The organism is Streptomyces sp. NBC_01077 (genome assembly GCF_045162855.1).
In the GTDB taxonomy this organism is placed as follows: domain Bacteria; phylum Actinomycetota; class Actinomycetes; order Streptomycetales; family Streptomycetaceae; genus Streptomyces.
On the sequence record NZ_CP108669.1, the window covers coordinates 198,197 to 222,793 of the forward strand.

A 24,597-nucleotide genomic window follows, 5' to 3' on the forward strand; every position below is an offset into this window, starting at 1 on the left:
GCCATGGACGTCACAGCGTTCTGTATTGTCCTTGCCGGCTATGTACTTCTCCCGGTTCTTGCGTCCCACAGCGGCTGCGGACCCTGACCTCTGTGCCGTTGATGATGCCGTTCTGCCCGCTTGCGCCGAGACCGTCGACGGCCTTGGCGAGTCGACGGAGCCGGACGCCGGGGCGATCACGCGGCCCCGCGCAACGCGAGCAGCGGCCGCACCTCACCGACTGCACGCGTGATCCTGGAACGATCGACACCGGACCAGCAGGCCAGCACATCATGAGCGGCACCGTGGCAAAGGTGGACGAGCGTGGCCGTCAGCATCAGCGAAGACCAGCTGGTGCTTCGCGTCGGCGCCTGCTGCCGGGCGCCGTGGTCGCGACGCGAGCCCATCCTGATGCCGTCCATGCCACAACGGGCCAAGCTCGGCGACGAGTTCAGCGACCACGTCGGGCGTCAGCCCCGTGTTCTGTCGACTCCTGACGATCGTCGCACTGCCCAGTTCCCCACCGCACAGGCCATGATCACCGCCTCGGCGCACGCTGCTGGCGCCAAGTTCCTCGCGGCCGCAGAAGGGGATGTAAGGCGCTTCGGAACTGCCGATCGTCCGGCCGGCCTCGCCGGGTCGCCCTGGTGCCCCGAGACTGGGGCAATGTCAGCAGCAACCTGACCGCCCCTGGTGCTCCCGCCGCGGCCGGCAGCGCGTCTTCTACGCATCCGCGCTGATCAGCATCCGCGGCTGCGAAGCATTGCAGCGTTCCTAGGAACCCGAGCGGCCCGAAGGCCAGCGGAATGCCTGGCTGTTCTCGCGCTGACCCGGAGAACGGTAAACGTCTTGTGCGCCGTGACGCGTGACGGACGTCGCCATACCTTCTACTCGGGCCGGAGCGTTTTGAGTCGCGTCAGGAACGGTGCCGGTGAGTACAGCCAGCCGATGCGCTCGGCGAACCGCCGGGGGGATGGCATCGTCGATCGCTCCTATGCCAGGGCCCGTATCTCCAACCTCGCGGCCTCCATGGCACTCCGCCGTGAGGCTCGGCGAACACCGGAAGGTCGGTCGCCGCTCAATCGCAGCCCTCACCGAGTCCGGGCCGCTCGACCGCAGCGCGACCTTTGATCACAGACGAAGCATCTCGGCCTCTCCTCCGCCTTCAGGGCTCTTCAGCCGATCAGGGGGACAACTCTGCGGAGTCCAGGGGGCCGGCCCTCACTAGAGCAGCGGCGCTCGCCTGCACAGTGGACACCGCTCACCCCACACCTGGTAACCACTTGCACCGGCACACGATGGACAAGCCCACTCAGGCTCTTCTCTACCGGCTGACCCGCTCGTGCGCGCACCACGCCGTCCGAAGTCACCCTGCTCAGAGCACATCGCCCCTCCCGGCTTCTCATGTCTCCGCCTGCCTTGAGGGAAACCTGAGTAGTTCCTACTGCTGCAGTGACCGCATAGTCCGGAGAGAGTTTAATCTGAGGAATAATCGACTCTTTCCTGATGTAGCGAACAAAGGAGAAACGATGCGTTCCTTCGACCACTTGCCATACCGATTCAAACCGATACCAGAGGTCATCGAATCTACGACCTGTACAGCGCGCCGAAGCGAAACGATCCGATTTCATGTGCAATTGGGTTAGAATCATCTTCAAATCCAAACCCTCCCCGCATTGCGCCCCACCAGCAATGTCGAACAATGACCTGATCGAGTAACCTCCGGATTCTACTACCGACAAGATGCTACCCTCACCCGGCTCGATAGAACATCGACTGGCACCGCGACCCTTCTCAGGAATTCAATGCATCACGCCCGCATCATCGGAACCGGATCCTACATCCCCAGAAATAGGGTAGACGGCCCCGTATCGCATTCAACTAGCCGACTAAAAGATTCGCTTTCCGACGCATTCGAGGACTCAAACAGACGACACTATGCGTCACCGGACGAAACGTCGGTATACATGGGAGCCCGGGCGGCGCAACGCGCCCTCGAAGACGCAGATGTAAGTCCCACCGACATCGATCTCATTCTCTACTGGTCATTCGTTGCGGATTCCGAGACACCAAACGATGGCACGCGGATTGCCATGGAGATCGGCGCCAGTCAAGCCGCGTGCATCGCCGCAGAAATGGGGCTCAGCGCCACCTCTCTGGCATTGATATGCATGGCTTCAAGCTTTATCGAAAGTGGAACATTCGATCGGGTCCTTGTTGTCACTGTGGCCAACTGGGCAAACAGAGCATTCGAAAAAGGGACGGACATTGGCCCCGTGGGAGACGGAGCCGGAGCGCTGGTGCTCTCCCGAGGAGTTGAACGCTCTCTGCTCGGTATGAAACACGTTAGAGAGCCTCGCTACATCGACGTGATCAGCGCCAGCTCTTCATTGGCCACCGGGCGCCCGGAGTACCTCACAGCGAACAAGGTTGCGGATTTCGATAAGTTCGCAGCTCAAGCACCCGTCTTGTTTCTGAATGACTTCTTAAATGAGCACCAGATCTCACCTGAGGATCTCACCTGGTTCCTCCCTCATCAAACAACTGATCGCATGTGCCGCCACTGGGGCGAATCTCTTGGATTTCACGAGAATCAGCTACTCACCACCTTCCACGAACACGGCACACTCGCAGCGGCGAGCATCCCGATCGTGCTCGATCATTTCCGACGAGAAGTACCTGTAGTCAATGAAGGGGACACGCTCCTTCTGTTCGCGGCTGGCGCTGGGTTCAATATGATTGCCATGCTATGGAGACTTTAAAAGCATGCCACTGACCCATCAACGACAGTCCCGAGATATTTCAGTTCGAAACGAGCACAATGCATAATCAATTTCGCCCCGAAATAAGCAATATGCCTTCCTATCGCCCCATCCCCAACCCGAAGGAACTGGCAAACACTCACGGCCTAGGCAGGGTTGTCAAGCTTGACACAAACGAGGTGCCTTTTGGGCCGCTTCCTGGCATCACGGAAACGGTCGCCAGGGTCGCTGACGACGCTCGCCTATATCCCGACTTGTCAAACACTGCCCTCATTACGCAACTAGCCAGGCAATATGAAATCGATCCATCCACTGTCGCGGTGGGGAATGGCTCGGTAGCCTTGATCGAAGCCCTGATCAAGGGAATCACTCGGCCAGGCGAAGAGGTTCTGCACTCGCAGCCTGCATTCGAGGCATACCCACTGGTCACTACGGTGGCTGGAGCCGTTTCGGTCACAGCCCCTCGCAACAAGCACGCACATGACCTTGATGCATTGCTGACAGCAGTCACAAGCCGGACTCGAATCATCATTATCTGTAATCCCAGCAATCCCACAGGGACGTATATTCCATTGGAGGAATTCGAAAGATTCCTCGACCTGGTGCCCCGCAATATCCTGGTCATCGCGGATGAGGCATACATTGAATTTGTCACACCGCCGCCTCAGCGAGATAGCACCACTCTTCCGGCGAAACATCCCAACTTGGTCGTAATGCGGTCATTCTCGAAGGCCTGGGGACTGGCTGCCCTCCGCGTTGGATGGCTCTGTGCCCACCGTACCGTCACTGCCAATATCCGCAAGTGCATCACTCCATTCTCAGTCAATGCTGTCGCTCAGGCAGCGGCTATTGCGGCCTTGCACCAAGCTCCTGAGATGCGTCGTCGCGCAGCGCAAATCGCCCTGGAACGTGACTCAATGATCAAGGAGCTTCGCCGGCTGCTGCCTGGGATACCGGACTCGCAAGGAAACTTCTTCTGGATGCCTCTGGGACCACTCTCTGCCCGTTTTGCCTCATCGTGCGAGCAGCAGGGGTATGTAGTGCGTTCCTTCGGAGACTACGGCGTGCGCGTAACAATTGGCCTTCCGGAAGACAACGTCGGGTTCCTGCGCGTCGCAGAGGACTTGCTCAACTAGACCGAGCGCAGCCGCTGCAGCGCCTTTCAATCAAAAAGGCTGCGCCAACAAGAGAGTGAACACAGTGCGTCCCCTCAACGTTCCGAAGGAAGAACCGGTGTCGAACTATCCAAACCTGCTCATCGACGTAGCCATGCACCACCTCAAAAATCAGGGCATCACTACGGTGTTCGGAATTCCCGGCGGTCTGATACATCCGTTCTTCGACAGAGTCGAGCAGGACGAAGAATTCTCGGTTGTCGTGGCCCGCCATGAAGGTGGTGCTGCTTTCATGGCTGATGGATACGCTCGGGCGAGTGGAAGAATTGCCGTGGCTGCCGCCACATCAGGTCCGGGCGCTACCAACCTACTGACTGGTGTGGCGGCTGCCTTTGCGGACGGTGTACCTATGCTTGTGATAACTGGACAGGCTCCGAGCCATACCTTGGGCAGGGGTGCGGCTCAAGAAACGGCACGTGAAGATATCGATATCGTCGGGATTTTTGGTCCAGTGACCAAGTACTCCGCTATGGTGCCGTCGCCTGCACAGTTCTCTCGTCATTTTCGGCGGGCCATCACCCTGGCTCTGAGCGGCCGTCCGGGCCCCGTACATCTGAATGTGCCGGTCGACTTCTGGCAACAGCCAGTTGACGAGCCCCTCGTGGCAAGCACCGCGATAGAACCCTCGCGGCCTGTGGATCTTCCTGCGGTCGAGCTGGCTGCAGCTTTTCTGACTCAAGCACAGCGCACCGTCGTCCTCGTCGGGTCGGGTGCTTCGTCGCTCGGAGCCAGGCGCCTAGTGGAAGAGGTGGCCACTCACCTTGGCGCTCCCACGGCCACCACACCACGTGCGAAGGGGGTGTTTCCAGAAGATCATCCGCTTTCCCTGGGGGTCTGCGGTCTGGCAGGCAGTCCAGCCGCGCAATCGGCCCTCGTGGAAGATTCCGTCGACACCTTACTCGTTGTTGGCGCGTCTATGAACGAAACTACTACATTTAACTGGCACGCCGGAATTGGACATGAACGCCGCATCATTCAACTCGATATCGACCCGGCACGCATAGGTCGAAATTACCCCGTGGATATTGCCCTGGTGGGCGACACCGAAGCGACACTCGCAGAGCTGTTGAAGCGTCTCCAAGCACATGACAGTTCCCCTCAGCCGGCCACATCTGCGATCCCGGGTAGCAGAAGCATCCCGGAGATTGTCAATGTATCCGAAGGCTCGTCTGCCGCAGAACTCGGTCCGGCTGTTTGGCGTGCCGAATTGAATCACGCACTACCATCGGATGCCATCGTCTTCTCCGACATCGGCGGACACATGCTTTTCAATCTGCGACACCTGCAGATGCGAAATGATCAACGCTTCATTCTTAACATGGGATTCGGGTCAATGGGACACGGCACAGTGGCCCCTATTGGGGCTTCCTTGGGGTGTCCGGGAACACCGATTATCGCAATCGTGGGTGACGCGTGCTTCACGATGAACGGAATGGATCTGTTGACGGCCCGTGAATATGACATCCCCGTTGTGTGGATCGTGGAGAACAACCAGGGGCACGGAATCTCCTATCATGGCAGCAAACTCGTGAACGGTGGGCGCGCCATGCAATGCATCGTGAACAATAAGCGGATCAGCGCGGCAGCCATTGCCGGTGCCATGGGGATCCCAGTGTGGGAAGTTGATCAGCCAGGTCAGATCGGCCACGTCCTCAGAGAGGCGATCACCGTTTCGGGGCCAACGGTGATCGAAGTTCACGTGGATGCAGAAATCTCTCCCCCGCTGGCTGAACGTGCCAAAACCGTTGCGGGATTCAGAAACGACTGACCCTGGCCGGCGCTCGCCTTCTCCTCGCCGTGCGCAAATTTTAGAAGCGGAGCCTGCGACAACTGCCACGCCGGCAACGGACCGCGCCCGGGTGCCCCTCACTTCCAGCGATTTGAGGGGCCGGTCCGTTGCCGGCGTCCGATGGTCAAGACTCCAGTGGATGGAGTTGCGCCGACTTCGCAGTGCCAGGTGCCTTGGTTAAGGCCAGTCGAGGTCGGGCTGAGGAGCGCGGCGGTGCAATCTTCTGCCAGCTGCAGCTGACCGTCGGTCACAAGCGTAGAACCCGCCGCAGGTCTCGCCGGTTCGTGATACCCAGCTTGGTAAAGGCGCGCTGCAAATGGTTTTCCACGGTTCGTGCAGACAAACTCAGCATCTCAGCGATTTCCTTGCTTGTGAGGCTGCCTGCAGCCAACTGAGCGATCTCTCGTTCACGTGCTGTCAGTGCTGCAGTTGCTTCTGTCAACCCCAGAAGAGGTGTGCGGGCCCCATTGCATCGTCCGGAGACGATTGCGGCGCGGTTCCGCGCTGCAGCGGCCATTCGGGACTCGCCCAGACGACGAAGCGTCGTGGCTGCAGCAGCAGCGGCTTCTGCAGCCAGAAGATCCGCGCCGAGATCCTCGAGTTGATCAGCGGCAGCCATTAGTTCGTCTGGATCGTTGGCTGCCAGAGCTGAGGCGAAGTGAGCCCGTGCTGGCGTGAACGCTCCATCGCAGAATTCTGCCAGCTCAGAAAGCCGTCCGGTCGCCTCCCTAGCGCCACCGAGTCGGGCCAGATCCGTCAGGAGTAGAATCTCAGATGTGAAGAAATGCCCGGCGCGGGCTCTGGCTACAGCTTTCGTGAGCACTCGTCTGGCATCTGCCGTCTGTCCACGGGCTGCCAGTATCCACGCTTCTCCCAGAAACTCTTCCCCAGTGAGCCACCCCGTCGTGGGGTATGCGCGGGTGTCCGGCGGGGATGATTCTGTAGTGCTGAAGTCGCCGAGCACTGCCGCCGTCGCTGCCAGGTACGACAGGGTCAGCGGTAGTGCCCTGAGGTGCTGGCTTTCCCGTGCAGGAGCCAGCGCTTCTGAAAACCATCGGTGAGCCACTCCTGGATGACCTGCTTGCCATTCTGCTCGTCCTGTCAAGAACGCGGTCCAGATTCGTGGCTCTGTTGTGCCAGCAGTGGCCATCAACGCGCGGAACGTCTGCTCCCCCGTTGCGATGCTTTCGGTAAGCATGCCGGATTCTGTCCACGCATGATGAATCAGCTGCGTTGCAGGATGAGGCACGGGGCGCTTTTCCTTGTAGGCTCTTACATGAATGTCATGGGCGTGTTTTCCCCAGGTCATTGCTTCGGCGGTGCGCCCGACTGCAGTAAGCGCGATGGTCTTCATGAGTGCGCCGAGGAGCCAAGTGCTGCAGTCGTGGCTGGTTTCGGCTTCTCTTTCCATGTGTTCTTCGAGGAGCTTCAATCCATGATCCGGCTGGCCTGAGATGACCCGAACGTAGCCTTCGATGATCCGCAGTGTTCGTTGGCCCGAGAGGTTAGTGACATGCAGCAGGGCACTGTCTACGACCTCCAGCGTCTTCTCGGTCTCCTGTCCGAGCCAGAAGAGGTTCATAATACGAGCTAGCGCGACCTCCAGCCTTTCTTGCTCGTCGGCAGCATGTGCGTCACCAACAGAGAGCACACTCTCCGCGGATTGCCATCTCCCAAGTTCGGTCAGTGCGTGGCCAAGGAGAACTCGAGTCGATGTCGTGTGCCTTGCATCGGGCAGGGCCTCCAGGAGAGCGACCGCCTGGGGGTAGTCGTGCGCGTGAAAGCTCAAGGTGGCTGCCTGGATCAGGAGATCAGGATCTACGCTTTCGGACGCGTTCAGTCTCCAGATGGCAATGCGAAGGAGATCTTCTCGTCTCTGGGCACCCAGCGCTTCCTTTCGTTGTGCTTGGCCCCGGAGAAGGTTCCGGCGCCGAAGGACGGAAGTGTTCTTGAGGAGCACTTCTCCGTACAGCGGATGAACGAGGGTTACGGCCGTCCGACTCCGATATTCCATCGTGCGGATCAGCCCTGCCTTCTCCAGTTTGTTGAGCTCTGCCGGTGACGTCACGCATTCTGCATCGTCCAACGTCAGCGGCCCGCACAGCGCAAGTAGCTCCAGCACAGGCCGTTCCTTCGGGCCGGCGGCTGCCAGGCGGAACTCGACCAACTCAGTCAGTGTCGGGAGGACCGAGAGTGATGTAGCGGACAGGCGCCACACTTCTCCGTCATGAACGAGGCTTCCGGTGTCCATGGCTCCGCGTACTAGTTCACGCAGGTACAGGAGATTCCCGCCCGATCTTGCATGCAGCCGTTGCGCGGTGCGCCGGCCCACCGGCCCTCCGAGCACGGCCTTGAGGAGCTGCTCGCTCTCCTTCTGTTTCAGCTCGGACAAATTTACCCGGTGCACGGAGGCGCCAAGGCAGAGTGCTTTGACCGCGTCGCTCGTGGGTTCTCCGGCACGAACAGTGGCGATCAGTCGCACCAACTCGTCGTCCATCAGCTGCCGCAACAGCGTCGCGGTTGTCGCGTCCAGCAGGTGCAGGTCGTCCACCCACAGGATGACTCGGCGAGTGCGCCTCTTCAGACCGGCGGCTACATCTGCCGATGCTGAAACCGGGTCATTGAGGTCGATGCCGTCCGGGACGAGATGTGCGATTGCGCCCAGCGGCATTGCCGCAGCAGCTGCGCTTGCTACAGCGTGAGCGCCTTGGAATCCGGCGCGCACTGCGCTTGCCAGGCACTCTTCGGCCAGCCGTGACTTGCCGACACCTGATGGCCCGCACACTACAAACCCGTAGCTCCGCCGTGCTGCCAGCGTCTCGGCGAAGGCGTTCAGCTGCGTTTGTCTGCCGACGAAAGGCCACCGAGTGAGGTCGGCAGACCTCGCAGAGCCGTCTGTTCCTGCAGCCCCGATCAGACTACTCACTACTTGCTACCTCACTAGAAGCCGTCTGCTGCCCGCCAGTTCGCTGAGAGTCCAGGCGGCCACTGTCGGCATTTTTAATGACAATGTGCACACTCAATTGCTCGCCGGTGTGTCAATGCCTACCGGGATATGAGTAGGTCGACGTGAGTACTCACTACTCCACTCAATTACCTCTCGGCCAAGGCCCCGTCGCGGACCGAAAACCGAGATCCACCTCGGCACAGACAGGCGCTGCCGCCCGCGTTCACATGGTCATGGCCCGGATGCAGATGCCCTGGCCCAGCGGCCGGGCCCGGGACCACTCCCGAACCATGCAGGCTGATGGGCCTTCTGTCGGTATCGGCGTCTGCCTGGCGTCGTCGGCGCCTGTGGTGAACGTAGGCTTGCCCCGCCCCGCCGGGCGCGGCGGCACCTTCTGGTCAGCTCACCGCTATGAACGAAGCCGCAAGTCGATGCCCGCGCTACCTGTTGACGTTTTCAGGGCGAGGCCGGTGGGTTGATGGCCAGGCTGGTGGCGGTGGGGCAGGCGTCGACCACGCGGGGCGGGGCTGGATCCTGCGTAACTCGCGGCGGAGCTTGCGGTCGAGGTCGTCGGGTACGGCGAAGGCAGTGTCGCTTGGGCACGATTCGCCAGACGGCTTCGACGGGGTTCGGGTCGGGCGCGTCGGCAGTCGATGGTGGTGAACCGGTCGTGTTCGGCGTCGTACGGCTGCAGCCCGGCGGCCGGATGGGTGTTGAGATTGTCTGTCCCAGACCACAACGATCGGGCCGTCAGGCATGGATGTGTGCCCCGCACCAGGAGGTCGCGATGGTCTTGCAGGAGAAGCACTTGCGTGCGCCCTTGAATAGAAGATGGGTGCGGGGTCGGTCGATGAGCCGGCTCTTCTCGCCGGGTTTGTAGCTGCACAGGTCGGAGACCGAGGTCAGGCGGCGGAACCTGCCACGCACGCGGATGACGGGAGTGTGTCGTGTCCAGAGTTCCACCGCGTACTCGTCACGCTCCAGGGCTCCGCGGGCGGGTGCCTGCCAGGGGGCAGTCGTGCCGTTTTAGCAGCCGCCGCACCGTTGCCGCCGGCAGACCCACCTGCGGCCGCGGCGGTCACGGTCTCAAGCCGGAACAGGGGCCGGCGTTCGTCGTCGAAGCCGTGCGCTGCCGGGGCCTTTGCCGAGTTTCTCCTCCAGCACGCCGAACCAGGCATCGGCGACGTCCGGGGGGCGCCCGACCCACGGAACACCGGCCCTCCATCCCACCCTCGCGCCAGGCACGACGCTGGCGTTCTGCCGACCGCACACTCACCCGCAGATCCTCCGCGATCACCGCAGTCATCTCACTCACTGCGAACCGCCTGCCGGCCTGAAGCCGGCTCTTCTTGCGAAACGCCCGACGCTCCGTGGCGAGGCTCCCACCCTTCGTATATCTCACCCAGTCGGCACGTGGCAGGGACCATGACGGGTCACGACTGACGGCGGCCCGAAGACCTCAGTGAAGGGTCGAGAAAGCGGTTGTCATCCTGTGTCTGGACGGTGTCCTGCGGACTCGCACCCGGCAGCGGCGGCCAGTGCAGGTAGTTGATACTCATGCCCCCGGTCACGGCGCGGACCGAGAATGGCTGTCTTGTCGATCAATGGACGCCCCGAGCGAACGGCCGCCGATGGCAACCGCGCCAGGCGCATGCTGACCATGGGAACGAGGTACCGCGTGGCGCACGATCCGCTGTACGGGTCCGGTATACGGATGAACGGAGCGTGGGTATCCCACGTCTCGGCTGCGTCAGAAGTTGGCTTCTGGACGACAGCGAGAGCCTTGCCGTCGTTGGCTCGGTTTGCGCTCCGGACCTCCTGGCGCGCTGATCGAAGGGCCTTTCTCGCAGTGGGCCTTGCCCAGGTGGTGCAAGCAGCGGTGAGCGCATTTGGTCTGTTAGCCGTCAACAAAGTGCTGATCGGGTTGCTGGCCGCCGGCCCCACGCCGGAACGTGTGCGAGCAGCTGTGCCGGCGCTGCTGGTGGTCGGCCTTGTCCTTGCTGTGGGTTCACTGACGCGTGCGCTGGCCACGGCTGCGCAGGGCACGCTCGCACCGAAGGTTCAGCGGGCTGCAGAGCAGAGAATGCTGGAGCACGCTGCGCGAGTCGAGCTCTCTGTGCTTGAGGACGGAGCGTTCCAACGCTCGTTGGCCGGCGCCAAGCTTGGTGTGACTGCCACCCAGCAACTGACCTCCAGCGTGCTGTCGTCAGCCGGGGCCATGCTCAGTGTCGCGGCCATGGCCAGCGCGGTGTCTATGATGCATCCACTCCTTGTACCGCTCCTGCTCCTGGCCGTCATCCCGCAGGCCTGGAAAGCAGTCACCACTGCGCGTTGGGAGTACCTCTCCGCAATGAAGTGGATGAACCAAAGCCGACAGAAGAGCGTCCTCGCAGAAGTTCTCACGGCACAAGGTGCTCCGGCCGAAGAGGTAAGGGTGCACGGGCTGGCCGACTTCCTGCTGGGCCACTATCGCCGGCTGGCAGGCGCCCTGGAGGGCGAGCGTTCTCGGCTGGCGAAGCGCCAGGCCGTGGTGGGAGTCATCGCCGATGCCGCAGGTGGGATTGCACGTGTGCTGACGTACGTTGCGTTGGGGTGGCTCCTGGTGACAGGCGCAGTACCGCTGGCTACAGCTGCCACGGCAGTCATTGCGATCACGCGAGTGACAGGACAGTTGACCTCCCTTTTGCTGCAGTTCAACGACCTCTACACACATGGGCTGTTTGTTGCGGACTACACCAGGACGATGGACCAGGCAGCTACCCACGCCATACCGGTAGATGGCCGGGAAGTGTCTGAGTACCCCTCGCACATCGCTGTTCGGAATGTTCAGTTCACGTATCCGGGCAGTGAGAAGCCGGCTGTACAGGGGGTCGATCTGGAGCTGCGCCGGGGTGAGATCATCGCGCTGGTGGGCGTCAACGGAAGCGGCAAGAGCACTCTGGCGCGACTCCTTGCCGGACTGCACCAGCCGGAGCAGGGCTCCATCACCTGGGACGGAGTGGATGTCAGCAGCCTGAACCGCGCTTCGCTGTTCTCTCGGGTGGCGTGGATCGGGCAGGATTTCCATCGCTGGCCGTTCACTGCTCGGCTCAACGCCACGCTCGGACGGCCAGGAACCGACAATGAGGAAGCCCGTTTGGCTGCTGCTGCGAGCTTCGCGGAGGCAGATGAGATCGTGGCCGGTCTCCCCGAGAAGTGGGACACCCTACTGGCTCGAGAATTCGAGGGTGGAGTCAATCTCTCCGGCGGGCAGTGGCAGCGCATGGCCCTGGCCCGAGGGCACTTCCGGGATGCTCAGATCCTGATCTGCGACGAGCCGACAGCTGCTCTCGATCCTCTGACCGAGATAGAGACTTTCGACAAACTGATGCGTCTCGCCAGCAATGGCCAGACGGTCGTACTGATCACGCACAGGCTTGGCTCGATTCGATACGCCGACCGGATCTATCACCTCGACGAGGGTCGTCTCACAGAAGCCGGCACTTACGATCAACTCATGTCCCTTGGTGGATCCTTTGCCCGTATGTACCAGGCGCAACGTCACCAGTACAGTCTCCCGGCCCAGAATTCCCCTCGGCAGGAAAGCCAGGCGTGACCACTGCTGAAAGAGCCAAGTATGTATCTGCCGATGTAGCAGAGCGCGTCAGGGTCACCGCACGTGTCTTGGACCTGACACAGAGGCCGATTCCTGTACATGTGTCTCTGCCGGGCTGCGCAATGCTCGCCGCCAGGTTTGCTTTCGGAAGCCCTCAGTTCGCAGAGTCCGCCGTGGAGCATCTGCGCACGATCACGCAGGTGTTGCCTGCGCATCCAAGCAATCTGTTCCGAGGTGTGACTGGAGCGATCAGTACCGCTCTCATCGTCAATGCAATGACAGGCGATCCTCGGCTGCGACCGCTCCTCCTTTCGGGCACAGCTCGGCTGAGCGACCAGGCCGAGAGTCTCGCGGAGCGATGCAGGGTGCAGCGCCGCGGCGGTGGCCGGCATCTGGCGGTCGCGGACTACGACGCTGTCAGCGGCCTGGCCGGTCTGGGACGGATGCTCTTGCTCGGACTCCACAGTGGCTACTCCCCGGCCGAGCCCGGACTTCAAGCTGCACTCGAGGTGCTCACCGAATTACTCACAGGCTTGGATGACCGCATGTCAGGTCTATGGGCGTCCTCGAGGCAGGATTCCCGCCGGGGCGAGGCGGAGCTGGGTATGGCCCGCGGGGTCTCAGGTCCCCTGGCATTTCTCTCCACTGCCTTGTCTAAAGGCAACTACGTAAAGGGTCAGCACGACGTCATCCGTTCCACAGCCGAATGGCTTCTCGCCCAGCGCTATGCCGGGACCTGGACGTGGCCCGCGAGCGTCGGCCGTGGCCATCCGGTTGGCTCGCCCGCTCCGGATCACCGCTGGTGCGCCGGGTCGACGGGGATTGCGACAGCCATTCATCTTGCAGGCAGGGCATTGAATGATCAACCTCTCGTCGACGCAGGAATCGGGGCACTCGTCTCGCTCGACGCATCCCCTCGAGGCCACTGGGCGGTGAGCGGGCCTGCACTGTGCTGTGGCTACAGCGGCGTGCTCCAGGCCGCGCTGACTGTGATGAGTCGAGACCCTGACCCCCGGCTCAAGCGCCTGGCCGATTCGGCCGCCGAGGGTGCACTGGACTACTGGAACCCCCGCACCACGTTCGGGTTCCCTCAGTTCCGCCAGTCCGGAGCCTTGGACTCACCGGAGTTCCTCGACGGCGCGTCGGGAATCGCGCTGGCCCTGTACGACTACGCACACGGAGTATGCTCCTCATGGTCAGCTCTTCTCCTGTTCCGCTAGAGAATGGCGCATCTCTCTCCGCCGATGGGGCTCTCGTTGAGTCCGGGCATCCCGACACGTCACGTGGCGCCTTCCGGTTCTCGCCCAACGGCAGGCACAGCGTGTGCCTGCTGCTCTCCGGCGAGCGATGGATGATCGAGCGTTGGAGTATTGGGGAACCGGTTCGAAGCTGGCCGCTCAGCGTGCCGGCTGCAGGCTTTGCCCAGGTGGGCGTCGACGATGCCGGGACCATCACTGTGCTCACGCCGAATGGCAGCCAGCACGAGCTGCTGCGGATACCTGCTCTCCATGAGGGCACCATCCAGGGGCCGGGGCAGGTTGTTCCGGCTCTCATTTGTCAGCTTGCCCAAGGCGCACCAGGACTCGCCATGAGCTACACAGACCTTGGCACCATCGTATGGAAACTCAGCACGGACGGGCCGCCGTCTCCACTGATCACCACGCATGGCACGCTCAAGGGTGGTCTCTCTCTGGAACCGTCGGGGCGCCACGTCGCCTTCAACCGGCTAAGCCGTGACGACCACGGTGAGCCTGTCTGCCTCGACACGGACACGGGAATCCTGTCCCCCTTGGTACCAGATCAGCAAGGAGTGCAGATCCTCCTCACCCAGCCGGGCAGAAGCCAGTTATTGCTGGCCGTCGGACTCCCCGAACGGCCGAGGCTGGCCACCGCACAACTCGACCCGATCCTGCTCATTGCGCAGAACATCGTGCTTTTGCCACCGCATGTCAACGATCTCGACGCCGTTATTCGTCCGGTGGCCTTCGACACGCTCGGCTCTGCGCTGTACCTGGCGGTCGACCGTGGGGTGCGTTCCTGTATGATCCGCCATCGGCTCGCAAACGGCTTCCAGGAGCAGGTGCCGATGCCTCTCGGGGTGGTGACTGCAAGCGGTGCCTGCCACGACGGAGTTCTGCGTTTCCCTGTCTCCACGCCCGTCCGTCAGCTCACACTCGCCACAGTCAGCGATGCATCGGCACGTCGGGCCCGCCTCGCCGTGCAGCCTGCCGGCGAATCGGTCCCCTGTCTCTCCGTCAGGACCGAATCGTTCTCCACGCCCGCGGGGTCGGTGGAAGCACTCGTCTACGGGGAATCATGGACCACCGCGCACCGGGTGGTTATCGCCCTTCATGGTGGACCCGAGGCTCATTGGCAGGCCGCCTTCAATCCATCGCTTGTGCACCTTGCCAACTGCGGCTTCACCGTGATCGCTGTCAACCAACGCGGAAGCACGGGGTACGGGCATCGACATCAGACGGCCATTCAAGACGCTTGGGGCGGGCCGGATCTGGCAGACATCCACTACATCGCCGACCACATCGCCACCATGCGTCGGCCTCACCGCGAAAACCGGCTGATGATCTACGGCACGAGTTACGGGGCGTTCCTGGCGCTGCTCACAGCCTCCACGCAGCCCGCCCGATGGTCGCATTGTGTGGCTGTGGCGCCCTTTCTCAGCGGCAAGCGTCTCTACTCCGAGGCCACGACGCCCGTCCGTAACCTGCTGAACCGTCTCGGAGGTCGTACCGAGATCACCGATCGCATCGGCTCTCGTGACCTGCTACGGACCGCTCAGGCGCTGCGCGCAAAAATCCTCTTGGTCCACGGCACCGCAGATTCTATTGTCCCGATATCTCAGAGTCGCACACTCCATCAGCAGCTCATCGACCTCCGATATGGCGCTGATCTGGAGTTCATCGAGGCACCTGATGCCGGGCACAGTCCCCTGCTCGATCAGAACGGGCGCTCGATCAACCATCGGATAGCCGACTTCCTCGGCCGATGACCACTCGGGTTCCGGAGACAGAATGGCAGTGCTCTTCGGACGTCCGAGCCTTCGACACCATCGCTGGAAAGGCCATCTCCCCTCTGCACCCCGACACCGGGCGGTGGAGTTCAAGAAGTTCCTCGCCAAGATCGATCGAGAGGTTTCCCGACGGCCTCGACGTCCACCTGCTGTGTGATAACTACGCCACCCACAAGACCCCGGCAATCCGCTCCTTCCTGGACCGCCACACCGGCATCAGAGCCATCAACAGAGACAACAGCAGTTATACAATCGGCTGGCAACATCCTCCGCCCACTGCTCTCCATCCCCTCCCCTTCCGCCCAGGCTGTGCTGGGAGGACGGGGCCCGAGCAGTCCCAGAGCGTGCGGAGCAAGACGGACAGCGGTTCGCCCCAGCTGCTTCGCAACTCCCCTTACGCTGGCTTCTCGTCTCTCCGTGTCTCACAGGGGCATGCACTCTTATCTCGCTGGCAAGGTGGCAAGGTAGCGGACAGCGACACCGGCCTCGGCCGTCCGGTCTGTGATCACGGGACTCGCGCGCTCGGCCAACGCAGCGATGGTCAGAGACGGGTTGACGGTCAGGGAAGCGGGCACGGCCGACCCGTCTGTGACGAAGATTCCGGGGCATCCGCGCAGTTCGTGATTGGCGTTCAGTGCACTGGTCGCGGGGTTGTCGCCGATGCGCACCGATCCCAGTGGATGGGCCGTGACGGTGCCGGCTACCTGCTCGCTCCAGGGGCGCGCTCGACCGAGTCCGTCCTTCTCCACGATCTGTCGGAGTGCATCATCTGCGACACTCCACGAGTGCCGCGTGCGGAAAGTGGGGTGATACCGCATGGTGCCCTTCCCCAGTCCTGGAGCCAGGCGAGTGAAGCCTCCCGTGACAGGCGGCGAGCCGAAGGTTCCCTCATTGTCGTCTTCGGTCATCGCCAGGAGGGTGAGCCACGACTGCCAGCGAGCGCGCATGTCACGTTTAGCGATCCCGAACCAGCCCGGCGAACCTGCCGCCTGCGCAAGCAGGTTCGTCAGCGGTGGGAAGTATATCTGTTGAAGGGTGAATCGCTCGAATTCTGGAGCGTCCGGGTTCAGGTAGTCATAGGTCGCAGCAGTGATAGGACGCCCAATGGGCAATGCCTGGTAGGCCATGTCATCAGATCGGGACAGCCCCAGAAGAGAGCGCACCCTGCCTTCGTCGATGTCGGCGACGCTGACTCGGTCGCCGTTTCCCGAGAAGTACTTGCCTACGGCAGCCGGCACTCCACCCAGGAACAATGACGAGCGCTGCAGAATCACCGGGGTGCCGACTGCCCCTGCAGCCAGGACGACCACCTTCGCATGAATGACACCTGACTCGACGGTGCAAGTGTAGTCATCGCCATCCAGGACCGTATAGCCGACCGCGTACCGATAGCCGGGAACGTATGACGGTGTAAGGAGTTGGACCTCATGGAGCGGGCGCACAACGGCACCGTGCGACTCCGCCGCCGGTAGGTAGTTCAAAAGCATCGAGCGTTTGGCATCGAACCGACAACCGGACAGCATCCAGTTACAGTTGGTACAGGCCGTAAGATCTACCGCCAGCGGGACAGGATTGCAGGTGTGTCCGGCTCGCTGGCAGGCGGCTGCGAACACGCCACCGGCATAGGAGACATCGTTCCAGTTCGCACGAGCCACGGGAAGCGCCTCCTCGACCCGGTCATACCAGGGGTCCAGAGTGGTGCGCGTCAGCTTGGCAGGCCAAATGCGTTGTCCGATACTGCCACGCCGTTCGAAAGCCAGTGCTGGAGCGCGCAAGGAAGCTGCGAAGTAGACGACACTGCCTCCACCTACACAGTTGCCAGCGAGCACGGAAACGCCGTCCCCTTGGATCACGTCGACGATCCGATTGAACTTACCGAGCTCCATGGACTGTTCGAATTGCCCTGCCGTCAGGCGAGGGCCACGCTCCAGGATCGTGACTCGCGCACCGCCGGCCGCAAGATGATATGCAGGGATCGCGCCGCCGAATCCACTACCTACTACCAGGACATCTGTCGTCTGCTGGTTCATGCCGGGCTTCCTGAAGCGGTCGTCTTCGGATGGAGATCTGCGAGGGCCCTGCCGTAGGAGAACTGAGAGAACCTCCAGAGCCCGTCCGTGTCCGGCGGCGGGAAGCCCAACCAGGCGAGCCCCGAGTGATGCTGCTCGACGGCCGCAGAGGTGTCGAGGTGGCTGGCACTGTCGAAGGCCAGACTTGTCAGAAGGCTCAGCATCTGCCAGATCTGTCGATCTAGGTCGTTGGCGTCGAACAAGCTGCTGACTAGCGCTGTGCGGTGGGCGAATGACAACCCGACGAAGGCCGGTCGAGTCACCGGCAGCCAGATCAGGCGGATCGCCGCATAGGCGGTTGCTCGTGTATTGAGCAGTGCGGCGATGCCCGGCAAGAAGGGGAACAGGGGCAGGTCGGGAGACTGCAGTACCTGCACGGCGCCCGCCTGCACCGCCCCGGGCCCTTGCACCACACCTGCGATCGGCACGTCCCCAGAGAAGCGGCGCTCTCCAGGGACGAGGGTGTCGGCGAAGGCCTCCAAGGTCTGCACCGTCCAATTCGTTTCGTTGACGGCCGCAGCAGCGGGCAGCCAAGAGGCCGGCTGCCCGACCGAGATGCCGACTGCAGCCGTCAACGCTTTGATCACCGCCCGGCGGTCCAACGGGGGCACTGCTGTCACCCCGTCGCTGCGCAGTAGAGATCCATCGGCAAGTCCACCGTCATACCGCTCTCCCCAGAGGTCCTGCCGTAGTCATCGAGGGCATCGGCAAGTTGCGGGAAGCGCGGGCGGAGGGCCAGAACGGCATCACCGATGCCGACCGCCTGACCTTGTACCTTGAAGTTCGTCAGTCGTGCGCCGCCGCGCCGCGCCCGCTTGTCCCACCAGTACTGGCCATCCCAGGTCACCCAGGGGACGGCCCCCGAGGTGGACTGAACACTCCAGTGGTCTTTCTGGTAGTAGCGACAGGTGATCGAGGCCACGGCGAATCGGGATGGTTCGGCCAGCAGAAACTGGGTCGCCCCACCGTTGTCGATCGTGATGTCACGCTTGCTGTACTCGATGCACAACGGATCAGCGAACATCAGTCGCCAGGACGGGCGTTCCCCCTCCCCGAACCTGTGCCATTCGCATGCGCTGGCAAACCCAGGCTCGACGAAGGGCCCTACGTGATCCTCAGATGAAACCGGCAGAGTGTGTGTGGTCGAAGCACCGGACGCGGTGCTGGGAATGAGCGCAGCACATGTCCCTAGAACAAGGGACACTACTGAAGTACGTATGCGCAGCGAAGACATGAGACCTCCCGAAGCGGAGCGGGACAACAATGACTCAGGAACGCCAGTGTCGTGACGTCACGAGGCGTCAGGACCAGCACACAGAGGATGCAGTAACCTACCGTCGGGTACAAGAGGCGGAGCAGTGAGTCATGCACAGATGATGCGATGACTGGGTCCGTCCACTTCATCTCTGCCCCTCAGTCAGATCCCCTGGGACTGGGTGTCAGGCACCGCGGCGTGACAAGGGCGGCGTTCGGGTACGGTCGTCGCCACAGTCGTGGTCGGAGCCTCGCTACGCTCAAGAGGGCCCGAGTACCTGCGTGGGCACCGAGGAGGGCACCGCGTGCAGCGGGCAGAGGCTGGCGCGAGCATAAGGTGGCGGTTCCCGTTCGACCTGCACATCGTGAGGATCGGAGAGCTTTCGCGGCCATGCATTCCCCAGGTCCGGGGGCGACCACGCGGTAGCAGACTGGCTCGGGTTCGAGGACGGTGCCGGGCAGACCGGTGACGGTGCGGCTGGTGTCCGGGCGGTCGTCTTGCCGGCGGTCGTGGTCACGCGAGATCGGTGACTTGACCGTGCGGGTGCGAACGCGTGGCCGCCTGAGTGAGAGGAGCTGGGCCAGGATCCGCTAGCCGATGGCGCCGGTCGTGCCGTGTCCGGTGATGCCTGTGGCCTGGACGACCAGATCCCGGGCGGTGGTGAAGCCGCAGCGGTCCGGGGCAGTGCCCGGCCGGGCTCAGCGACATCCGCCATGACCATGCGCAGGGCCCCGGTAGAGCGGGAGCATGGCCCACACATCGCCTGCTCGACGCCGCCAGAGCGGAGCACGTCGGCCGGTCAGCGAGTGTGCCGCAGCGCGAAGTAGGCGGACTCGTGATCCCACCGCCGACGGCAGAGGGCGACAAGAGGTCCGGCAGGGTGGCGTCGGTCAATGCGGTGGCGAGGCGGTAGGAGCTGGTGAACGAGGTGCCGTCCTTGCAGATCGCAGTGACGGTGACAGTCACTTCGACGATGCGGGCCGCGAGGGACCGCGGAGGGACAGGTAGGAGTCGGCCAAGGAACTGGGCGCCGGTACCGGTACCGGCCACGAAGGCAAGGGCGTCGAAACCCTTGCCTCATAAGGCTGAGCTCGTCGGGGCGCATGGCGCTGCAGCTGGCGAGCGTAGTCAGTCTCGCCCACGTCGGTGAGGCCGGACACCGCGCCGATCAGGGCCCGGATGCCGGTCTCGCCGAGGTATTCGACTCCGCCCTCGGGTAGCCGCCGCGGCTCTGCGACCCCACCCAGTCCACATTCCTGTCACTCTCGGGGACCTTGATGGAGCTGGAGCCGTTGAAGGAGACCGTGTGGAACGGTCCGGTCCACGCCGCGTATCGTCGGCCGGGCAAGCGGCCCAACAAGTACGTCGAACAGGATCCGCATCGGCCCGGCACCGATGTGGCGACGCAGTTCACGCAGGGGCGGCCTACGCGGTCGGCCATACGGCCTCCGGCCCTGCTTCGAGGGGGCGGACCGCGGCCTCTTCCACCCCGGCATCGGTGATGGTCCGCGGAACCGCGGCGGTGACTCGTCCGGCAAGCCACCGAGCCGGTCCCGCAGAACCGGGTCCACCACCTAGCCACCGTCTTACGCTCGATACCCAACCGCGCAGCAAGCGCCGTGTTGTTCCATCCCCACGCACGCGCCAGCACGCTGGGCCGGGCCTTGGGCGATTGAGAGAGCTGGACTGGCAACACCCTCTGAAGACTCTCACCTACATCACATAGAGTTACATTTGAGACCCATATGCCGACACGGCGTGACGTAAGTAGCGTCTGCTCAGGACTGCGAGGGGAAACCCTAGCAGCATAGCGATCAATAAGCGGGCAAACCGGGCATTCTGCCGGCCAATACCGACACTCGCCCTGGAGGATGAGATGGCTCTTCTTTGCAGCATCCGCAACACAGCCGCTTGTCCGTGCCTCTTCCGGCAACGCACAATCGATACGCTCTTCGGTCTCCTGATCGCCTCCGAGCGCAAGGCGCAGCATCCGCCGACCCCCTCGCGGCCCGTTAGGCAAAGGAACCCGCTGAACCGGGACGACTAAGGGCTCGCAGAGAATAAACTTGCGTGTTTTAGGCCTTGACACAGCAGGTCAGCGCGTTGCTCGTCCGCGTGTTGTTCTTCTGCGAGCCCTAACGAGTTCGTGCACGGTAAGCGGTGTGACGTCGGGCTTCGGGTGGTTGATCATGGTCGGGTGGTGGGGACCGTGACTCGTGCAGTGATCGTCAGCAATCGCCGGATCACGGGGCTGTCGGCCGATGTGATCGCTGAACTCATCACCGAGTTAGACCCGTTGTGGCATGAGTGTCACCAGGCCAAACTGACCTCTCGGCCGCGGAAGCGTGCTGCGGGCGCCGGTGCGAAGCACCGGTTCGTGTTCGCCGGCCGGCTTCTGGCCGCCCTCGTCCATCTCCGTCACGGTGCCACTCATGACGTGCTGGCCTGCTGGTTCGGAGTCGACCACTCCACCATCACCCGGGCCATCGGCGAGATACGGCCGTTGCCCGCCGAGCGGGGGTGCCCGATCAGCCCCGGCGTCCTGCTGTGAACACTGGCCGAAGTCATCGGCCACCTCGGCGTCAGTGGGCAGACCGGGATCATCGACGGCACCGGGATCCGGGTCCGCCGGCTGCTGGACGCAAGGACCGGGACACGTTCATCTCTGGGAAGAACGAGCAGAACGCCGTCAGGACCATGGTCCTCACCGACCAGAACGGGCGGATGCTGTTCTGCAGCCCGGCCAGGTCGGGCGCTGCGCGGACATCGCCCATGCCCGCCAGCTGGGCCTGGTCAAGATCCTGGTGGACGGCCCAGCCGTCGATGCGGGGTTGGTAGTACCTCGGCAATGAGTTCAGCGATCACATCGGGTGTCAGCCCCGTGATCCGCCAGATCCCGATAGTCGCTGCACACAGCACGATCTCGTCAGACGCACAGGCAGCCAAAGCCGTCGACTACCCACTGAAACCGACCTGCTACGCCGCGCATCTCAGACGTGGCATCCATTTCAGGGATACACGGCCGGAGCTTACGCACGGTCAAGATGGAAGGGTAGAGCGTTCGACAGGTGTTACGGCGGAACGAGTACCAGGTGCTCTGGCGAGGGGTGTCACCCCGGGCTGATCATCGGGCTGTCTACTCTATCAGCTACCCGACTCGCATCGGGTGCCCCAGCAGGCATCCCCACATGCGCCGACATCTGATTGGCGGATCGCCGGTAGCGTCAGCAAGGAGAGAACGGGCATGGCCTTTCCACCTGCACGCAAGGACCCAGGAGCCGGGTCTCGTGCGAACCATCTGCCTCTCCGGGCCGGTCACCGCAACATCCGCCCGCCGGATCCTGACCGCCTCGGCTCGAAGCTCGAGTATCACGGACTGTTGTACAGATGACCACCGTGACCGACTGGAGCGCCCTGTGGCACCTTCCTCCATCAGTTGACGCCGCTCCTGCCTCTCGGCGTCTTGTTCGCCCGCACCTGCGCCGATGGAAGCTCGACGCCGAACTAGTCAGCGCCGTATGCCTACTTGTTGGTGAGCTTGTCGCCCACGCCGTACATCACGTCGGGCATCCGATACGGCTGCAGCTAGTCTACGCCGATGGTGGAATCACCGTTATTCTCCACCACACCGGCCCTCCGGCGGCGACGCCCCTAACACCGGACGCCGGGGCCGGCTCCTACCGGCTGCAGCTGGTCTCCGCGCTAGCAGATAGTTTCGCAGTCAGCAGCAGCTCGCTCGGCACGTTCGCCGTGGCCCACCTCCACAAGCAGTAGATCCCTCACCAGAGCGTCCGTTCTTCCTGATGAAGGGAAACACCGATGCATGCATGCTCCGCCTTCGATGCCAGGTGCTGCGTGTGCGATCTGCCAGCACACGACGTCACGATTCTCTTTCTCACGCTGATCGAGTCGAACTACAGCGTGCTCGAGGATCGGAGACTGCGGCAAATCGTCAGGACTTCCCCTCGCCACAGCTCCAAGCCACATAGCCCCGACAGCGGCCACCCCACGGATACATGAGCCCGAATTGGCCGGTCAATGGAGAACTGCTTGATGATCACGGTCTGGTTACGGACCGCGTGGAAGGGGTGGCTCCCCCTTCAGCTCAGAGCCATCGGCGGGAGCCAAGGCGAGGCGGATCCAAGCCAGGCCACGGTTCTCCGGACATTGGGATGGATCCCGACAAGGCACAGGGCGACATGGGATGCTTGGGCCAGGTCAGAGATACGCCGCAGCGCTCGAAGTCCCGCCTCGTCACAGAACGTGACGTTCGCCAGATCCAGATGGAGGCAGCGCGCGTCGCTCAGAGGTACAGACACCGCCGCACTGTCGACCAGCGGGGCAGTAGCCATGTCGAGCTCCCCGGTCAGCCGCAGAAGCACTGTGTCCCCACGTCGCAGGCTGCGGATCCGCAGCAGTTCATCAGGTAGCACAGCTACCTCCGGAAACCCTTCGGACAGAAACCTTGGCCTGACACCTCTCGTATCTCAGACAGGAAGACACCAGAGTCCTTCCAGGGTAATGGCGTGCATCAAAACACTGCGCGCCCAGTCTCACTGGGTTCACCAGCCGGTTTCGACCATAAGGCCTGACCGTCTCGCGTGCCGAGGCGAAACCCAGAGCATTCCACCCATGCCTCAATTCCAGGGTCAGGAGACCGCATCGGCTTATGCCGAAGTATCGCTCGCATTGTCAGTCGCGCCTTCCGCCCGGCCTCGCTGTCCGCAGCGGCCGCTGATGGACCCGTCTGTGCTCACCACCACACACGACTGGCTGAAACCTGGGGCAGGTGCATGAGGCGGGTGGCGCAGTCGACGAGGGTGTCGATCGCGGATGCCTGCGCCTTTCCGGCGATGAGGTCTCCGTGCCGGTAACACCAGCTACCTAGATCAGATGCCCTCCTGGTGGAGGGCTCGGCAGACGGTCTCGAGGCACAGGTTCATTGTCGGCTCACCGGGATGGATGCAGGCGAGGTGGCGGGTGATCTGCTGCGGTGACCAGTCTTGCCCCAGCTTGGCGTTGACGAGGTCACGCAGCTCGGAGCCGGTCCGGAGCTTCTCCGGCTTGGGCCGGCATCTGCGCACAGTGGCCCAGCGGGCAGCCGCTGCTGCTTTCAGGCCGCCTCTGCGCAGTTCAAAGTGCTTCTTCGGCGCCGACAAAAGCCCACGACCCGGCGGACAACTCAGCATGCCGCTTCCGACAAGGGGTGCATTCTCACGCACTCCAGCTGGCCTGCGCCGCATCGAGACGTAGGCGGGGCATCACTCGCGGCATGATCCAAATCCACTGGGTTCCAGATCAGCCCTACGCACTCCCGCCGGAGGGGAGCCTCGGGTGTGTGCAGATAGGGGGACGGTCGCAGCGTGACGGAACCTCCGGCCGCCGACAGTCGGAGGTTCCGCCATGCCCGAGGAAGCGAAGGGATAGGGCCTGCCCGACAGGCGAACGCGGACAGGACGGCCGGCTTCACAGAGGGGTAGTTTCACCAACCGAGCAACGTGGCTTCCCCTCACACGTTGCCACCCCGAAACACTGCCGAGAGGTGGGGGGCACCGCCCCGGCAGGACCTCATTTGATCATCAGGCATAACCGGCATCGCGAGTAGGCGCTACTCAATTGAGGTCGGCAGGTCGCGTCCTCCGGAGGATCGGGGACGGTAAAGAAAACGGTGTAACTCCGATCATGGAGGGTTGCGCCTGTGACCAGCGAGAACACGGTCAAGGCGCCCGAAGGTGGGGCCGTGCCGGCGGGCGTGGATGGCCGGTTCCCGAACGAGCCCGGACCCGGGCCGAGGGCCTTCAGCCGACGAGTGCGGGCGGTCTGCTCCAGCAGCTGACGAAGCGGCTGCTGGAGTCGGCTCTCGAGGGGGAGAGGACAGACCCTGTCGGTGAAGTCCGGCACGATCCGGCCGGGGAAGAACGGCGGCAACTCGAGAAACGGCAAACGCTCCAAGCCGTCGTCACCCGTCGCCGTCGCGTCGATCCTCATCGCCCTGAAC

At 62.9% G+C, this 24,597-nt stretch carries 16 protein-coding genes; 9 read left to right on the forward strand and 7 right to left on the reverse strand.

The window, feature by feature from the left end; genetic code table 11:
- The first annotated feature begins 303 nt into the window (after positions 1-303).
- The 4 genes from OG462_RS00965 to OG462_RS00980 all read left to right on the forward strand — a co-directional run bounded on the left by OG462_RS00965 (position 304) and on the right by OG462_RS00980 (position 5,684).
- Entirely contained in the window at positions 304-663 is a 360-nt protein-coding gene (locus OG462_RS00965) for a hypothetical protein (protein WP_406053642.1), read from the forward strand.
- Positions 664-1,946: 1,283 nt separating this feature from the next.
- Positions 1,947-2,741, forward strand: coding sequence for a 3-oxoacyl-[acyl-carrier-protein] synthase III C-terminal domain-containing protein (locus OG462_RS00970; RefSeq protein WP_406053644.1), 795 nt, complete (start codon positions 1,947-1,949; stop codon positions 2,739-2,741).
- A gap of 92 nt (positions 2,742-2,833) precedes the next feature.
- Positions 2,834-3,877: an aminotransferase class I/II-fold pyridoxal phosphate-dependent enzyme gene (locus OG462_RS00975; RefSeq protein WP_406053646.1), complete on the forward strand. Its 1,044-nt coding sequence runs from the start codon at positions 2,834-2,836 to the stop codon at positions 3,875-3,877.
- Positions 3,878-3,974: 97 nt separating this feature from the next.
- On the forward strand, positions 3,975-5,684 hold the full coding sequence (locus OG462_RS00980) for a thiamine pyrophosphate-binding protein (RefSeq protein ID WP_406053648.1): 1,710 nt from the start codon (positions 3,975-3,977) through the stop codon (positions 5,682-5,684).
- A 268-nt stretch (positions 5,685-5,952) separates the two neighbouring features.
- On the opposite strand, the gene OG462_RS00985 is transcribed toward OG462_RS00980, so the two are convergent.
- Together OG462_RS00985 and OG462_RS00990 are read right to left on the reverse strand one after the other, a co-directional pair.
- Complete coding sequence (locus OG462_RS00985; protein WP_406053650.1) at positions 5,953-8,631, reverse strand: LuxR C-terminal-related transcriptional regulator; 2,679 nt, start codon at positions 8,629-8,631, stop codon at positions 5,953-5,955.
- Between the two features lie 771 nt (positions 8,632-9,402).
- Complete coding sequence (locus OG462_RS00990) at positions 9,403-9,579, reverse strand: hypothetical protein (protein ID WP_406053652.1); 177 nt, start codon at positions 9,577-9,579, stop codon at positions 9,403-9,405.
- Positions 9,580-10,501: 922 nt separating this feature from the next.
- On the opposite strand from OG462_RS00990, the gene OG462_RS00995 reads away from it, so the two are divergent.
- The 3 genes from OG462_RS00995 to OG462_RS01005 all read left to right on the forward strand — a co-directional run bounded on the left by OG462_RS00995 (position 10,502) and on the right by OG462_RS01005 (position 15,254).
- Positions 10,502-12,247 carry an ABC transporter ATP-binding protein gene (locus OG462_RS00995; protein WP_406053654.1) on the forward strand — a complete coding sequence of 582 codons (1,746 nt, stop codon included), beginning with the start codon at positions 10,502-10,504 and terminating at the stop codon, positions 12,245-12,247.
- A 173-nt stretch (positions 12,248-12,420) separates the two neighbouring features.
- The gene (locus OG462_RS01000; protein WP_406053656.1) at positions 12,421-13,467 is read left to right on the forward strand and encodes a lanthionine synthetase LanC family protein; all 1,047 of its coding nucleotides are present in this window, start codon (positions 12,421-12,423) and stop codon (positions 13,465-13,467) included.
- Complete coding sequence (locus OG462_RS01005; protein ID WP_406053658.1) at positions 13,431-15,254, forward strand: alpha/beta hydrolase family protein; 1,824 nt, start codon at positions 13,431-13,433, stop codon at positions 15,252-15,254. Before OG462_RS01000 ends, OG462_RS01005 begins: the two co-directional genes overlap by 37 nt.
- 461 nt (positions 15,255-15,715) lie before the next feature.
- On the opposite strand, the gene OG462_RS01010 is transcribed toward OG462_RS01005, so the two are convergent.
- Genes OG462_RS01010 through OG462_RS01020 form a run of 3 tightly spaced genes read right to left on the reverse strand, consistent with a single transcriptional unit; the run spans position 15,716 to position 18,353 of the window.
- Complete coding sequence (locus tag OG462_RS01010; RefSeq protein ID WP_406053660.1) at positions 15,716-17,305, reverse strand: GMC family oxidoreductase N-terminal domain-containing protein; 1,590 nt, start codon at positions 17,303-17,305, stop codon at positions 15,716-15,718.
- Complete coding sequence (locus OG462_RS01015) at positions 17,302-17,931, reverse strand: DUF5987 family protein (RefSeq protein ID WP_406053662.1); 630 nt, start codon at positions 17,929-17,931, stop codon at positions 17,302-17,304. Before OG462_RS01015 ends, OG462_RS01010 begins: the two co-directional genes overlap by 4 nt.
- Positions 17,932-17,960: 29 nt before the next feature.
- Positions 17,961-18,353 carry a hypothetical protein gene (locus tag OG462_RS01020; RefSeq protein ID WP_406053663.1) on the reverse strand — a complete coding sequence of 131 codons (393 nt, stop codon included), beginning with the start codon at positions 18,351-18,353 and terminating at the stop codon, positions 17,961-17,963.
- 2,443 nt (positions 18,354-20,796) lie between these two features.
- On the opposite strand from OG462_RS01020, the gene OG462_RS01025 reads away from it, so the two are divergent.
- A complete protein-coding gene (locus tag OG462_RS01025) occupies positions 20,797-21,150 on the forward strand; it encodes a transposase family protein (protein ID WP_406053665.1) in 354 nt (117 codons plus the stop codon).
- A gap of 836 nt (positions 21,151-21,986) precedes the next feature.
- Positions 21,987-22,373 carry an ATP-binding protein gene (locus OG462_RS01030; protein ID WP_406053667.1) on the forward strand — a complete coding sequence of 129 codons (387 nt, stop codon included), beginning with the start codon at positions 21,987-21,989 and terminating at the stop codon, positions 22,371-22,373.
- A gap of 326 nt (positions 22,374-22,699) precedes the next feature.
- Here OG462_RS01030 and OG462_RS01035 read toward each other — a convergent pair whose 3' ends face one another.
- Together OG462_RS01035 and OG462_RS01040 are read right to left on the reverse strand one after the other, a co-directional pair.
- Positions 22,700-23,032, reverse strand: coding sequence for an STAS domain-containing protein (locus OG462_RS01035; RefSeq protein WP_406053669.1), 333 nt, complete (start codon positions 23,030-23,032; stop codon positions 22,700-22,702).
- A gap of 1,135 nt (positions 23,033-24,167) precedes the next feature.
- A complete protein-coding gene (locus OG462_RS01040; protein ID WP_406053671.1) occupies positions 24,168-24,587 on the reverse strand; it encodes a hypothetical protein in 420 nt (139 codons plus the stop codon).
- Positions 24,588-24,597: the final 10 nt, after the last annotated feature.

Bases quoted from the DNA above. Each gene is read 5' to 3' on its own strand.
- OG462_RS00975 (WP_406053646.1), top strand. From the start codon at position 2,834: ATGCCTTCCTATCGCCCCATCCCCAACCCGAAGGAACTGGCAAACACT.
- OG462_RS01030 (WP_406053667.1), top strand. From the start codon at position 21,987: ATGACCACCGTGACCGACTGGAGCGCCCTGTGGCACCTTCCTCCATCA.
- OG462_RS01040 (WP_406053671.1), bottom strand. From the start codon at position 24,587: ATGAGGATCGACGCGACGGCGACGGGTGACGACGGCTTGGAGCGTTTG.
- OG462_RS01005 (WP_406053658.1), top strand. From the start codon at position 13,431: ATGCTCCTCATGGTCAGCTCTTCTCCTGTTCCGCTAGAGAATGGCGCA.
- OG462_RS01010 (WP_406053660.1), bottom strand. From the start codon at position 17,305: ATGAACCAGCAGACGACAGATGTCCTGGTAGTAGGTAGTGGATTCGGC.
- OG462_RS00970 (WP_406053644.1), top strand. From the start codon at position 1,947: ATGGGAGCCCGGGCGGCGCAACGCGCCCTCGAAGACGCAGATGTAAGT.